This window comes from Balneola sp., from assembly GCA_003712055.1.
Classification (GTDB): domain Bacteria; phylum Bacteroidota; class Rhodothermia; order Balneolales; family Balneolaceae; genus RHLJ01.
Window position 1 is genome coordinate 80,837 of sequence record RHLJ01000006.1, and the last position, 13,435, is coordinate 94,271.

9 protein-coding genes are annotated in these 13,435 nt (G+C 39.8%); 5 read left to right on the forward strand and 4 right to left on the reverse strand.

All coding sequences use genetic code 11. The annotated features are described in order from the left end of the window. Positions 1-60: 60 nt before the first annotated feature. From ED557_13805 to ED557_13820, 4 genes are read right to left on the reverse strand one after another with little or no spacing between them, the layout of a single operon-like run. Positions 61-1,254: a WG repeat-containing protein gene (locus ED557_13805; GenBank protein RNC79595.1), complete on the reverse strand. Its 1,194-nt coding sequence runs from the start codon at positions 1,252-1,254 to the stop codon at positions 61-63. After that, positions 1,130-2,167, reverse strand: coding sequence for a WG repeat-containing protein (locus ED557_13810; protein RNC79596.1), 1,038 nt, complete (start codon positions 2,165-2,167; stop codon positions 1,130-1,132). Before ED557_13810 ends, ED557_13805 begins: the two co-directional genes overlap by 125 nt. Before the next feature lie 6 nt (positions 2,168-2,173). Then, the gene (locus ED557_13815; protein ID RNC79597.1) at positions 2,174-3,814 is read right to left on the reverse strand and encodes a DUF1501 domain-containing protein; all 1,641 of its coding nucleotides are present in this window, start codon (positions 3,812-3,814) and stop codon (positions 2,174-2,176) included. Between the two features lie 12 nt (positions 3,815-3,826). Continuing rightward, entirely contained in the window at positions 3,827-5,407 is a 1,581-nt protein-coding gene (locus tag ED557_13820; protein RNC79598.1) for a DUF1800 domain-containing protein, read from the reverse strand. 198 nt (positions 5,408-5,605) lie between these two features. Between ED557_13820 and ED557_13825 the strand changes: the two genes are divergently transcribed. The 5 genes from ED557_13825 (at position 5,606) to ED557_13845 (ending at position 13,375) form a co-directional block, all read left to right on the forward strand. Continuing rightward, positions 5,606-7,588: a DUF3857 domain-containing protein gene (locus tag ED557_13825; GenBank protein RNC79599.1), complete on the forward strand. Its 1,983-nt coding sequence runs from the start codon at positions 5,606-5,608 to the stop codon at positions 7,586-7,588. A 155-nt stretch (positions 7,589-7,743) separates the two neighbouring features. Continuing rightward, the gene (locus ED557_13830) at positions 7,744-9,729 is read left to right on the forward strand and encodes a DUF3857 domain-containing protein (GenBank protein ID RNC79600.1); all 1,986 of its coding nucleotides are present in this window, start codon (positions 7,744-7,746) and stop codon (positions 9,727-9,729) included. Further along, complete coding sequence (locus ED557_13835) at positions 9,722-11,638, forward strand: DUF3857 domain-containing protein (GenBank protein RNC79601.1); 1,917 nt, start codon at positions 9,722-9,724, stop codon at positions 11,636-11,638. The genes ED557_13830 and ED557_13835 overlap by 8 nt, the downstream gene beginning before the upstream one ends. A gap of 62 nt (positions 11,639-11,700) precedes the next feature. Next, a complete protein-coding gene (locus ED557_13840) occupies positions 11,701-12,792 on the forward strand; it encodes an AI-2E family transporter (GenBank protein RNC79602.1) in 1,092 nt (363 codons plus the stop codon). 127 nt (positions 12,793-12,919) lie between these two features. Continuing rightward, a complete protein-coding gene (locus ED557_13845) occupies positions 12,920-13,375 on the forward strand; it encodes a single-stranded DNA-binding protein (protein ID RNC79603.1) in 456 nt (151 codons plus the stop codon). Positions 13,376-13,435: the final 60 nt, after the last annotated feature.

Below are 13,435 nucleotides of genomic sequence, written 5' to 3' on the forward strand. Positions count from 1 at the left end.
GGCGCCGAAGCGCCTCTTTACCTACGTATTAATTAATCAACTGTACTTAAGCGATAGTCATTAATTAGTGGGAAACCACACATAATCTCCAGATTTGTTGATGTAGCCATACTGTTCGGTTACTTCTTCATCTACCGTAACATAAATTACTACCCTGGCCAGGCCATTATAAAAAGCATCAACCTCATCGAATTTGGCTTCAGTGATTTTATTTCCTGAAAGATCTATAAAAGTCCATTTTCCGTTTTCAAGAATAGGAGCTCTTTCCTCAGTAAAAGGGCGAACTTCTTCGAATTGTTCAGTAATGGCAAAATTCCCGGATCTATCAATAAACCCAAATTGATTGCTATTTCTTCTGGCCGGAGCTAACCCATTCCCAAACCTGCCTGCACTAATGTATTGAGGTGAAATGACCACACTACCACCAGCATCAATAAAGCCCCAACGATCGCTGACCCTTACAGCTGCCAAGTTATCCGAAAATGGGAGGGCTTCTGAATACTTGAGATCAACTACGGTACTACCGCTTCGGTCTATATAGCCAAATAGTTCATCATCTCGAACCAAAGCTCTTCCATTAGAAAATTCATTCTCATCAATATTATCTAAATCTTCAGGCATATTTACTGATTCAATTTTATCACCATCTTCATTGATATATAAATATTCGGAGTAATCGAGACTTCTCACAAAGGCGCGTCCATCAGAGAAAGGATTGGATTCCCTGAAACGAGGATTAATAATGAAGTTTCCTTTTTTGTTGATATACCCCCATCTGCCATTAACTCGAACAGCAGCTTTACCGTCGTAAAAAGGCTGGATATCCTGGAAATCTCCTTCAATAATGAAATCTCCATTTTTGTCCATGTATTTCCAACCCCAGCTTTCCCTCACAACAGCAAGACCATCGGAAAAGGGGTATGCATTTTGTAAGGTAGGCTCAATAACCATTGCTCCCTGATTATTGATATATCCCCATTCCCCATCCACAAGAACCGGATAAAGTTTTACTACAACATCATCATTGTTATCGCCGCCACCGGTAATATTATCTACTATATCACATGAAGAGGCAAAAACAAGAAATAGGGCGCTTAAGTATATAAGTGAACGTTTCATAATTCTGTATTTATCGAGTTGGGTACCAAACATATTCTCCTGATTTATCCACGTATCCATAGCGTGGGTTATCTTCACCAAATCGCACTCTCGCGATTCCATTAGTGAAGCTTTCTGCCTCATAAAAAGGCTCATTTATTGTTATTAAACCGGAACTCCGGTTGATGTAGAACCAATCGCCACTAAGACGTACGGCACTCATGTTTTCGGAGAATGATTTTACCTCAGCAAATTGGAAAGGAATTACAAGCTCTCCCTCATTATCAATAAAACCTATATAGTCTTCTTCCATAACCCAGGCCAGGCCTTGCGAGAATATTCCTGCCTGGGTATAAGTTGGAGTAATTACCGGATTACCTGATTTATCAATATATCCCCATCCCTCGGTGGTTTGAACAGGGGCAAGTCCGTCAGAAAATTCCCCAGCCGAAGCTATCTGGAAATCTGGGTTTATAATTTCATTTCCGGATTTATCGATATATACCCATCCTTCAAAAGTTTCTACCGCAGCAACGTCTTCTGAAAAAACCTGGGCATCGCTAAATCTAAGCTCAATGGCCGTTGAGCCATCGCTAGAAACATATCCCCATAAACCATCGGCACGAACAGCAGCTAAGCCCTCAGAAAAAGGCCCGGCAAAATCAAAGGAAGGAGAGATGGCGAAATCTCCGCTGGAATTGATAAACCCATAAGCTTGTCCGGGAAGTTGTGCAGGAGCTAGTTCTCCTGAAAAATTACCGGCGACACTAAATGATACCGGGATTGCAAGTTTTTTTGTCTCTTCGGATACATATCCCCATTGGGTTCCTTGACGAACAGCCGCAAAACCATCCGAGAACTCTCGGGCTTCATCATAATTGGGTTCAATAACAATATTGCCAGAGTTATTGATGTATCCCCATTGTCCGTTTAAAAGAATAGGGTGGAGGGTTTCTACTGTTTCATTATCGTCTCCTCCCCCTATGCTGTCTACCACAGTACAATTTGAGAGAACAAATAAACTTATTAGAGAAAAAATAAGGGCGAGTGTTTGTAGCTTTTTTGACATGATTAGCTATTTAATGAGGGTCATTTTTTTGCTTTGGCTACCTGATGGAGTTTCAATACGGTACAGATAAACCCCACTGGTGAGAGCGCTGGCATCAAAACTGAGTGTGTGTTCTCCTGCAGGTAGTGTTCGATGAACCAGGGTTTGGACCAAGCTCCCCCTGGCATCGAACACTTTTAATGTGACCGGCTCCGATTTGGCCAGCACAAACGATATGTTAGTAGTTGGGTTAAATGGATTAGGATAATTCTGATGGAGGGTAAAGTTCCTGGCTTTACTTCCCGGCTCCGTATTGACGGGCAGCTCATTCACAAATCCAAGATCCTGGAATTCGCCTTGTAATACGGTTTCTGTATCATCCACATCCAATCCAAACCACTTATTGAGGATAGTGGTATATATAGAGCGGTAGTCGATACTAAATACCGGATCGCCGGAATTATCCAAATCGGTGAGATTAGCATGATCTCCATACAAACCACCGTTTACTGGTCCAAAAAGCATTACAGGTGCAGAAGAACCGTGATCGGTACCTTGAGATGAGTTTTCATCCAGTGTTCTTCCGAATTCAGAGAACGTCATAGTTAAAGCTCGATCCTGAAGTTCGTCGGCTGCCAGGTCTTCATAAAAGGCATTCACAGAATTAGCGATATCAGCTAATAAGCCTGCATGCCCACCTTCGGTTCCTCCCTGATTATTATGAGTATCGAAACCTCCTTTAGAGACAAGGAATACTTTGGTTTGCAGACCACCTCGAATCAAACGGGCAACAACCGAGAGACTATTTGCTAATCCTGAATTAGGATATTCAACAAGGTTAGTTGAAGCATCGGCAGCAGATTGGATAGCTTCAAGATACCGGAAGGACGAGTTTGCAATCTTTCGCGCGAAGGAAAGAGATCGGCCGAATTCGTTTTCAGGAACATTTTCTTCGCTATAAAACCCTCCTTGTTCCAGGAATTGAGCAAATTGACTTGCGCCTCCAAAAGTTACTCCTAGGTTCCCGAATTCGCTCTGGAATAATGTAGCGGATCCTCCAATTCGTACTCCTAAAGGATACTCAGGAGGGCTTAGGATAAAGCTTGGATTATCTTCCACCAGAAAACGTCCGGCCCAACCAGTACCAAGATTCTGATCTTCATCACTGGCTGAGGTCCATATATCCGTAGAGCGGGCATGAGAACGATTCGGGTTTTGATAGCCTACATTATGGATTACAGACATATTTCCATTATCCCAAACTGGTTGTAGCGCTGCCATAGCAGGATGCATCCCAATGTCGTCACTTAGAAGAATCGACTGTTCTTTAGTAATAGCTATGGTTGGGCGTTTTTGAAAATAGACATCATTTTCTACAGGAATGATGGTATTTAAACCATCATTACCTCCACCTAGCTGGATAAGTATTAATACCCGATCGTTGTTGGCAGCTACCAGGCGGTTTAGGAATTTAGTCCTCGCCATGGCATTAACAGATAATCCACCAAGCATAAAACCAGAACCTAAAGCCCCAATTCCAAGGGTGCTTAAGAAACTTCTTCTGGTCCATGACTGGTGGTCTTGTTCATGGGCCTGCCCATGCTCAAGACTGCTTCCATGACGATTAGAGATAGTTTTCTTGTTAGAATGATTGTGATGATTACACATAATTAGTCTCCCTTAAATAAGCTGGTATGCTGGTAATTGAATGAGATATGAGATGTACAGCCGTAGATTTTCGGCAAATGTATCTTCATAGAAGAGATTATCATCGGCATCAGAATTAGCCGTCCATTCATACCAGGGAATATCTCCCAGCAGAATTTTAGAGAGGTTTATTTTGTAATCAGGAAACCCGGATACATCAGGTGCCAAATCAGGGTTCCCTGCAAAATCTTCTTCCACTTCCCGTATTCCAACCTGATCTAGTGGGAGCGAAAGCAGGTGTTCTGCAATATCTTCCGCAACACTAAAAGGGTTGGATGGGTCCGAGACTTTTTCAGCGATTCGAATGGGATCGTAAAGGTCTCCACCACCATCATATCCATAAACCAGGTCAGTAAGATTATCCCATCTTGAGGGCATCAGATTAGTATTAAGCCAGGTGTAATGCCCAGGGGTACCATCTGAATCAGGCGGATTATATCCGGACCAACCAAAAACAGTTTCGGGGCGGAGCAGCTCTTCATTAAGCTCCTGCATCCTGACTCTTATATACTCTTTAATTTCAGAAGTAGGAGCTATTTCGAGTTGCCGAAGAAAGCTGATGAATATTTCAATAGGGCTCTTAATCCTTGAACCCATAAACCTTTCATCGTAAAAATGAGTGCTGCTAAGAAGGTTTTTGAGAACATCTGCAATGTTGAAGTCTACACTTAAACAATAATCAGCAAGTTCCTGAATAGCATCATTATCAGGTTCAGCACTAACAAAAAAGACGTATAGTTTTCTGCTTATGAACCAGGCCACTTCTGCTGGCTTTTGATCAAAAATCAGATCAATAACTCCATCTAAATCGAAAGAGTCGGTCTGTTCAAGTATGCTCTTCGACCCGGTATCATAACGGCTATCATCAAAATATCCTGATAGGGTGGCATCGTTCACTCTCCAGCCGGTAACAGCTCTGGCTACTTCGGCTACATCGTTTTCAGAATAATTATCATTCTCGTCTTTGTCTTTTGGCCCAAGAGTAAATAGCTCCAGTAATTCTCGCGCAAAATCCTCATTAGGTTGACCTGCACTATTGTTGTAGTTATTCAGGTAATAGACCATTGCAGAGTTTTTACTCACAAGACGAACAAGTTCCTTGTAATCGCCAAAGCCGTGTGTTTGTAGCAACTTCATGTATTTGTACATATGGCTACTGTAGCTGTTGGGAGCTTTACCAGGCAGGTCGTTCATATTTTGGTAAGACACAGCAAAATGATTACTCCAAAAAAGCATCATTCGCTCCATGAGCCCACCATTATACATGCGATCCATCCAGCGAAACTGAATATCATATATATCCAAAATATCCCCTGAGTTTCCTGAGTTATACCAGGAAGGATCATCCGGAAGGATAGCGGAAGCGGCTTCATCAACAATAGTATCAACCGCAGCTGATGCCGAGCCAAGCGCTCGAAGCCGGTTTAAATCACTTATTTTGTTACCAAAATGAGTTCGTCTTGTTAGATGGGCGGCCTGTGCTTTTCCCCAGGTTCCATTATAAGTCTCCAGACTTGATGAATTAGCTCTGATTGAGAGAGAAGGAGAATTCATAATACTGCTTTAAAATTTGAATTCTTGTTGCATAGAATGTCAGTAAGAGGGCTGACTATAGTTAGGTGTTACATTAAATGTTAATAGTTCTAGTTAAGTTTCTGGGAAAGGTTCCCGTAATTTTGAGGGAAATCATTTCTCTTGGATTGCATAATATTTTAGGAGAGAGATAGTTTACTGTGAGTGTTATAAGTATTTATGAAATCAAAAAAGCTACTAACTATAATAGCCTTGTTACTGATATCTGGAGAGGTACATTCACAGGTTCGCGAATTCGGTGATATTTCCCGTGAAAATCTGGAGATGCTAATTTTTGATAAGGATTCAGCTGCAGATGCGGTGGTACTTTTTGCGTTAGGAGAATCTAATATTGTGTTTAGGAGGGGCGAGTTTACTCTCAAGGTTAGCATACATGAGCGGATTAAAGTGCTTACCGATGAAGGAGAGAACTTTGGAAATATCTCAATCCTGTTTTGGAATAATTGGTCAGATTTTCCTCAAGAGATAAAAAATTTGAGAACAGCGAGTTATACACTAGATGAGACCGGGGCAGTTATTACGAGAGAGATTCCAAGAGAGGCTTACTTTGAGGAAAGAATATCAAATCATATTTCAGAGCTATCGGTCTCAATTTCAGATCTAAAAAAGGGAGACATATTTGAATATTCCTATGAAATTTATTCTGATACCCCCTGGGATATTTTGGATTGGTTCTTTCAGGATTCTATTCCGGTGAAGTGGAGTGAATATCGAATTCGAGTTCCGGATTGGCTTACACTATCTACGATTAAAAAAGGATTTCAGGAATATCATATTAATACAAAAGAATCTTATTCAGAATATGTGTCATTTGAAAACCTGGAAATGCTTCAAGTGCAGGGTAGCGATTACAGATTTGTAATGAAAGATCTCGAAGCTTTTGAAGAGGAACCTTTTATGAAGATAGCAAATGACTATTTACCTCAAATAAGGTATCAACCTGTTTCAATAGAGTTTTCGGAGAGATTCTATCAGAATTTCACAAGTTCATGGGAAGAATTTATAAACGAAATGTTAGGTGATGAGGATTTTGGTAAAAGATTGAATGGCAAATGGGTTAGAAAAGAAATACCGGGTATTGTTGATGACTCAGATTCTGATCTCGAAAAGATGATTAAAGTCTATAACCATATTTCAAATATGATAGATTGGAATGAAGAGTATAGCCTTTGGTCAGATAGGAAACCAGAAGATGTGTACGAAGAGGGGACCGGGAATGGGACAGCGATAAATCTAATATTGGTTGATTTTCTAAGGGCTGTCGGATTAGAAGCCCATCCTGTTTTATTAAGTACACGTTTTAACGGAGAGGTAATCCACCAATTTCCGGGCTTTGATCAATTTAACCACACTATAGCTTATGCAGAAGTTGATGGAGAATCCTATCTACTGGATGCAAGAGATCAAAATTTGCCCTATAACTTACTGCCTCTGGATGTGATTGGTGGAAAGGCATTGCTACTTCATCCATTAGAAGAACGTTGGATTACACTAGACAATAGAATCGTTTCGAGTGAGGATGTTAAAATTGATGTACAAGTCTCAGAAAGTAGCGTACGGGGTAATCTTAGGCTATCAAATAAAGGGTATTTCGCTTATATCCGGAGAAACCAGCTTGACTATAGAGATCTTACAAAAAGTGTAGAGGATGAAATATTCAAGACACCGGGCAACTACCTGATTGATTCGGTAAGGATAACGAAAGATAAACTGGATGGGGCGTTTGACCTTGATATTGATTTTCGCCTTGATAAGAATGTGGATGCTGATGTGCTTTATATCAATCCAATGATTATTGGTGGGTGGGATAATCCATTTAAGAAAAATGACAGATCTTTTCCTGTGGATTACAACTTTCCATTTTCGAAAAACCTTATCTATACATTTACAATCCCGGATGGATGGGGTATTGATACACTACCTCAATCGGTTGCGCACACATTACCAGATAACGCAGGAGAATACCGTAGATTAATACAAGTGAATGGAAATACTATAATAGTGAACAATACCTTTTACATTAAAAAGTATCGCTTTGTGCCAGAAGAATATGACGAACTAAAAGAAATGTACGATTACATGACTGCAGCACTTGATGAAGGTATTGTTCTGAAGAAACAAGAAAGGGAGTTACGAGAATAATCTCGATAGATTATTTCTTAAGAGTCTGCTAAAATCTTATTCATCTGGTTTGATGCAATAGAAAAGTTCCTTTAATTTCATCATTATTTTTTCTGGGATTTAGGCTGGTACCTACGAAAAGTGCTTTCTTTTTAATGAATACAAGGGCTTAAAAAATGTATCGACTACTACTAACTTCTCTATTTCTACTCTATGTAACTAACCTGTATTCTCAAACATTTAAGTTTGGTGATATTCCTCAAGAACATCTTGAGATGGAGGTTTACGATAAGGACTCAACCGCAAGTGCAGTTATCCTCTTTTCAAACGGGGAAACGGATTTAACATACCGGAATGAGGAATTCATGCTCACTATTAAAAGGCATGTACGAATAAAAATTTTAACGGATGAAGGGCTTGATGAGGGAGATATTTCCATTCGATTCAGGAACAAAAATTCAAGCAGTCCCGAAGAGATAAACAATATAAAAGCGACGAGCTACTTTTTAGATGAAAATGGAAAGTTGAATAAAGAAAATATAGGTCGAAGAGACCGCTTCACAGAAGAACTTTCAGAATATGCTTCCGCCGTAAAGTTTACCATGCCGAATTTGAGAAAGGGAAGTGTTTTTGAGTACTCCTATGAATTGGTATCTAATAATCCGTTGAATTTTCCGGATTGGGTATTTCAGGGTGATATTCCGGTGATGTGGAGTGAGTACACAGCCAAAATACCCGAATGGTTCAGTTTTTTAACGGTGAGCCGTGGTTTTCATAGGTATGCTGTGAATGAGCAAAAAACATACAATGATTACTTTTCTCTGCGCAGTATTTATATGGGTGATACTTCAGAGCGAATCGAATTTAAAGGGACAGAATACAGATATGCAATGAAGGATCTTCCGGCCATTAAGAGTGAACCATATATGAAGACTTCGTTGGATTATTTGTCTCACATCAGGTATAAGCTTGCTTCCATTCAAATGCCAAATTCCATGGTCGACAATTACATGACTTCATGGAGAGGGTTAGTAAATGGTATGTTAGAAAACGGTGATTATGGGAGAAGATTAAACGGTAGATGGGTTGGAAGAGAAGTTGCCGGACTTGTTGACGACGCAGATTCTGATCTCCATAAGATGGTTAAAGTATATAATCATGTTTCTAGCGTGATGGATTGGAACGAAAATTATGGACTTTGGCCGAATAAGAAACTAGAAGATGTATATGAAGAGGGTACTGGGAATGGGGCAGCGATAAATCTAGTACTTGTAGATTTTTTAAGAGCTGTTGGATTAGAAGCGCACCCTGTTATGATTAGTACACGTTCTCATGGAGAGGTTATTAGGACATTTCCAGGTTCTATTCAATTCAATCATACCATTGTATATGCTGAGGTAGATGGAATCTATCATTTACTGGACGCTAAGGATGATTACCTGCCCTATAATTTATTACACCCGGAAGATCTCAACGGAGAGGGGTTGCTTGTTTATCCTAATGAAGAGCTATGGGTTCCGATAGATAATAAATCTACTTCCAGTGAAGTGTGCAGAGTTAACGTTCAAATCACAGATAGCGGGATTAAAGGATCTCTCAAGCTTACCAACAAAGGGTATTTCGCATATAATCGCAGGCAACAGATCGACTATGAAGAGTTAGAGAAAAGTGTGAAGCAGGAAATACTCGGAGCCCCCGATAGTTACATGATTGATTCGGTAAGTATATCAAAAGATGTTCTGGATGAGTCTTTTGACCTGGAAGTTGATTTTCGCATTGATAAGAATATGCACGTTGATGTACTCTATATCAATCCAATGGTTATTGGTGGGCGTGAAAATCCATTTAAGAAAGAAGACAGATCATTTCCTGTAGATTATAATTATCCCTTTTCTGAAAATTTAGTGTACTCAATGACTCTTCCTGAAGGATGGGTCGTGGATGAGTTACCACAATCAGTAGTGCACCGACTTCCGGATAACACCGCTGAGTTCAGACGACTTATCCAAGCCAATGGAAATACTATCATGATGAATTACATTTTCAGGATTAAGAAATATCGCTTCATGCCCGGTGAGTACGACGAATTGAAAAAAATGTACGATCAGATGACTGCGATGCTGGATGCAAACATTGTGTTAAAAAAGCAGACCAATGAATAAATTAAAAATCATCGTCCTATTACTGTTAGTTCTTGGGTGTTCATCAACTAAAAGGTCAGTTGATATTGGGTACGGTGATTATTCGAGTACCGATTTGCGTCTGGCCTTAAATGCGCATTCAACAGTTAGGCTAAGTAATACCACACTTGACGTTATAAGCCCATCAAAAGCACTATATAAAGTTCAAAAGGCGGTCACTATTTATGATAAAGACGATAAGGATCTGGCGGTAGTTTATTTACCATATGATGATTTTATAAGTATTAACTATTTGGTTGCTAATATCAGAGATAATACCGGGCGAGTTATTCGGTCTTTTTCCTTAGGGGATGCCGGAGACTATAGTGCTTCGGGAGGGGATTTCTTCTCTGACAATAGAATGAAAATACTCGAAATGCCTTACAACAAATTTCCCTACTCTATTGAGTATGAGTTTGAGCTAGAATATAATGGCCTATTAGGGTTACCTGGTTGGTGGCCTCAGCTTATAGGTCAAAGTGTGGAAGAAGCCAATTTCACCTTAATTGACAGGGGTAATACCGGGGTTCGTTTCTATAACAAAAATATTGACGAGGAACCTATTATTACAGAAACTCAAACTGCGAAGACCTATTCATGGAGCATAAAGAACTCAGAAGCAATTGAACGAGAAGTACTTGGGCCTCCATCCTCTGAGCTCTTACCCATGGTAGAGGTCGCTCCCGGGAAATTTGAAATGGAGCAAACGACTGGGAATGCTACAACATGGAAGTCATTTGGAAAATGGTATTACGAACTTAGCAAAGATACCCGAGAGCTTCCGGAAGAAGCCAAAAAAGAAGTTGATGAGCTGATTGCAGGAATTAGTTCAGAGAAAGAGAAGGTTAAAATCCTTTTCGATTACCTCCAGGACAGATCCAGATATGTCAGTATTCAGCTTGGTATAGGAGGCTGGAAGCCTTTTACTGCAGATTACGTTTTCGATAACAGCTATGGTGATTGTAAGGCACTAACCAATTATATGCATGCAATGCTCGAGTATGCAGGGATAAAAGCTGAAAGCGTTCTAATCTACAGAGGGATAAATGAGCAGTTTATGAATGTTGATTTTCCAAGCAATCAGTTCAATCATGTAATTCTAAAAGTTACTTTGGAAAGTGGTGAAGTGATATGGTTAGAATGTACCAGTAAGTACTATCCTCCTAATCATATAGGTCCGGATAATGAAGGCAAATATGCTTTATTGATTACCGAAGAAGGAGGCGAAGTTATTGAAACACCTTCTTATGAATATTCAGCGAACCTCTCTCAAACAAAATTACATGTGAAAGTTGAGGAAGACGGTACTACCATTATTGAGAATAAAACTAAGAGGGAAGGGATTCTTCAGGACTACTTATTAATGGAGGTGTTACCAGTATCAGAAAAGGAGAGAGAGGAATGGATAGAAAGTCAGATTGATGTAGACAATACAAACATCATAGAATATAGTTTTGACGAAGTAAACAGTTCAGATGACTTCTCCATATTTAGTTTTAAAGCCAGACTTGGGAATTACACACAAGCATCAAATAAGCGAATTTTTGTTCCGGTTAATAAAATGAACCGTTGGTTTTTTGGTTTGGATGATGATGAAGAACGAGAACAGTCGTTGTATCTGCCTTATACCTTTATGGAATCAGACTCAATCATTTTTGAAACGCCCGAAGGGTTTTCGATTGAATCAGCCCCAGCTGATGTAGAATACACCAATGAGTTTGGAGAGTTTACTGCTGATTTCGAAGTACTTGGAGAAGGTAAAATGGGCTATTTCAGAACCTTCTCAATTACCGAAAAAATGATTGAGCCGGAGAGCTATAATGACCTAAAAGACTTTTTTGATAAAGTTAGATATGCTGATAGACAACAGTTTGTTTTAGTACGCGATTAGCCTACAACAATTTACAGTTTAGAAACGGAGAATTATCTGTCAAAGAAGTAACTTTGGCAGGTATGAAGGCGCAAAATTATCCTATTTCTGTTCGCTATCTGGTTAGAATCATGCTCATTTTTGCTGTTGTGGCAGTATTGAGTATTACTAAACAGTTACTAGTCCCACTATTCTTCAGCATTTTTCTTGCCTACTTACTTTACCCAGGAGCACAATGGTTAGAAAAGAAAGGGCTACCTAGAATTGTTACTAATTTTGTAGTGATTCTCAGTTTTATGGCGCTCATTCTCGGAGTAATTATTGTTATAGCACAGCTTTTCGATCGATTTAGTGATGATCTCCCGCAGCTTAGAGATCAACTTGCTCAAAATATTCGGTCCCTACAACTGTGGATTGTGAGTGTAATGGGTATGCCTGTAGAGCAACAGAATTCTATACTTACTACAGCAGGGCTTTCCGGAGATTATTTTGGATCCCTTATTGAGGCAGGGCGCAATACGATTATTGCATTGGCACTTATCCCGGTATATACATTTCTGCTCCTTTTTTATCGCGATAAGTTCAGAGACTTTATATCCATGATTGTGAAAAAGGATAATGAGTCAACCGCACAAGAAGTGATCAGCAAAGCCGCATTTGTAGTTCCAAAATATTTGAAGGGGCTCATTGTGGTCTGCCTGATACTTGTTGTGATCAATTCATTAGGGTTTTATCTGATTGGGGTAAAGTATCCGATCTTACTCGGCGTAATAGCTGCAATCTTCAACCTCATTCCTTATTTAGGCACGGTGCTTGGATATGGAATCGTAGCTATTTTTGTGCTGGGTGTCCAATCTCCAGCCATAGCTGGAGCTGTAGTCATTCAATTTTTTATCATTCAGTTCACCGAAAACAATATTCTCACACCAAATATTACTGGATCATATGTACGCATAAACCCGCTGGTAATTATTTTCTCTTTGATTGCAGGTGGTTTGATTTGGGGATTGCCTGGAATGTTTCTTGTTATCCCTTCGCTGGGCATGCTTAAAATATTTTGTGAAAGTGTTACTGAGCTTAAGCCTTACGCTTTCTTGCTCGGAACAGAAGGCTCCGAAAAGCATTCTATTACTTTGAAAAGGGTGCGTAAAATATTTGGATGGTCAGAAGAATAACCTGTCTGGAAAAAATCATTAAGTAATACTTAATGGTCAGCTACTTATAAAATTTTTTGTAAGGAATTCGGATTAATTAAGTCTTACCTTGCAAAAACGAAACATAAATTAGACAGCAGGATACGTAATGAGTTCACTAAATAAAGTAATGTTAATCGGCCGACTTGGCCAAGACCCAGAAGTAAGATACACCCAGGCAAATACAGCCGTAGCTACCTTGAATATGGCCACCAGCGAACGCTACAAAGATGGTAACGGCGAGTATCAGGAAAAAACAGAATGGCACCGGGTAGTAGCCTGGGGCAGACTCGCTGAGATTTGTCAGCAGTATTTAAGAAAAGGTTCTCTAATCTATATTGAAGGCCCACTTCAAACCCGCCAATGGGAAGACAATCAGGGTCAGAAGAGATATACTACTGAGATTAAGGCGCTACAAATGACAATGCTCGATAGCAAAGGATCAATGGGTGGTGGAAATCAAAATACCCCTCAAGCAGCTCCGGCATCTCAAGGCGCTCCTATTTCAAGTAATGTTGAACTGGGAAGCAATTTTGATGATATGGACGATGATCTTCCGTTTTAAGGATCACTTTATATTATATTCCTTATTAAGCGTCGGGACTTTGTTCCGGCGCTTTTTTAT

What these genes read in the sequence shown, in the direction of transcription:
- ED557_13845 (RNC79603.1), top strand. Translation starts at nt 12,920, where the DNA reads ATGAGTTCACTAAATAAAGTAATGTTAATCGGCCGACTTGGCCAAGAC.
- ED557_13815 (RNC79597.1), bottom strand. Translation starts at nt 3,814, where the DNA reads ATGTGTAATCATCACAATCATTCTAACAAGAAAACTATCTCTAATCGT.
- ED557_13820 (RNC79598.1), bottom strand. Translation starts at nt 5,407, where the DNA reads ATGAATTCTCCTTCTCTCTCAATCAGAGCTAATTCATCAAGTCTGGAG.
- ED557_13830 (RNC79600.1), top strand. Translation starts at nt 7,744, where the DNA reads ATGTATCGACTACTACTAACTTCTCTATTTCTACTCTATGTAACTAAC.
- ED557_13825 (RNC79599.1), top strand. Translation starts at nt 5,606, where the DNA reads ATGAAATCAAAAAAGCTACTAACTATAATAGCCTTGTTACTGATATCT.
- ED557_13810 (RNC79596.1), bottom strand. Translation starts at nt 2,167, where the DNA reads ATGTCAAAAAAGCTACAAACACTCGCCCTTATTTTTTCTCTAATAAGT.
- ED557_13840 (RNC79602.1), top strand. Translation starts at nt 11,701, where the DNA reads ATGAAGGCGCAAAATTATCCTATTTCTGTTCGCTATCTGGTTAGAATC.
- ED557_13805 (RNC79595.1), bottom strand. Translation starts at nt 1,254, where the DNA reads ATGAGCCTTTTTATGAGGCAGAAAGCTTCACTAATGGAATCGCGAGAG.
- ED557_13835 (RNC79601.1), top strand. Translation starts at nt 9,722, where the DNA reads ATGAATAAATTAAAAATCATCGTCCTATTACTGTTAGTTCTTGGGTGT.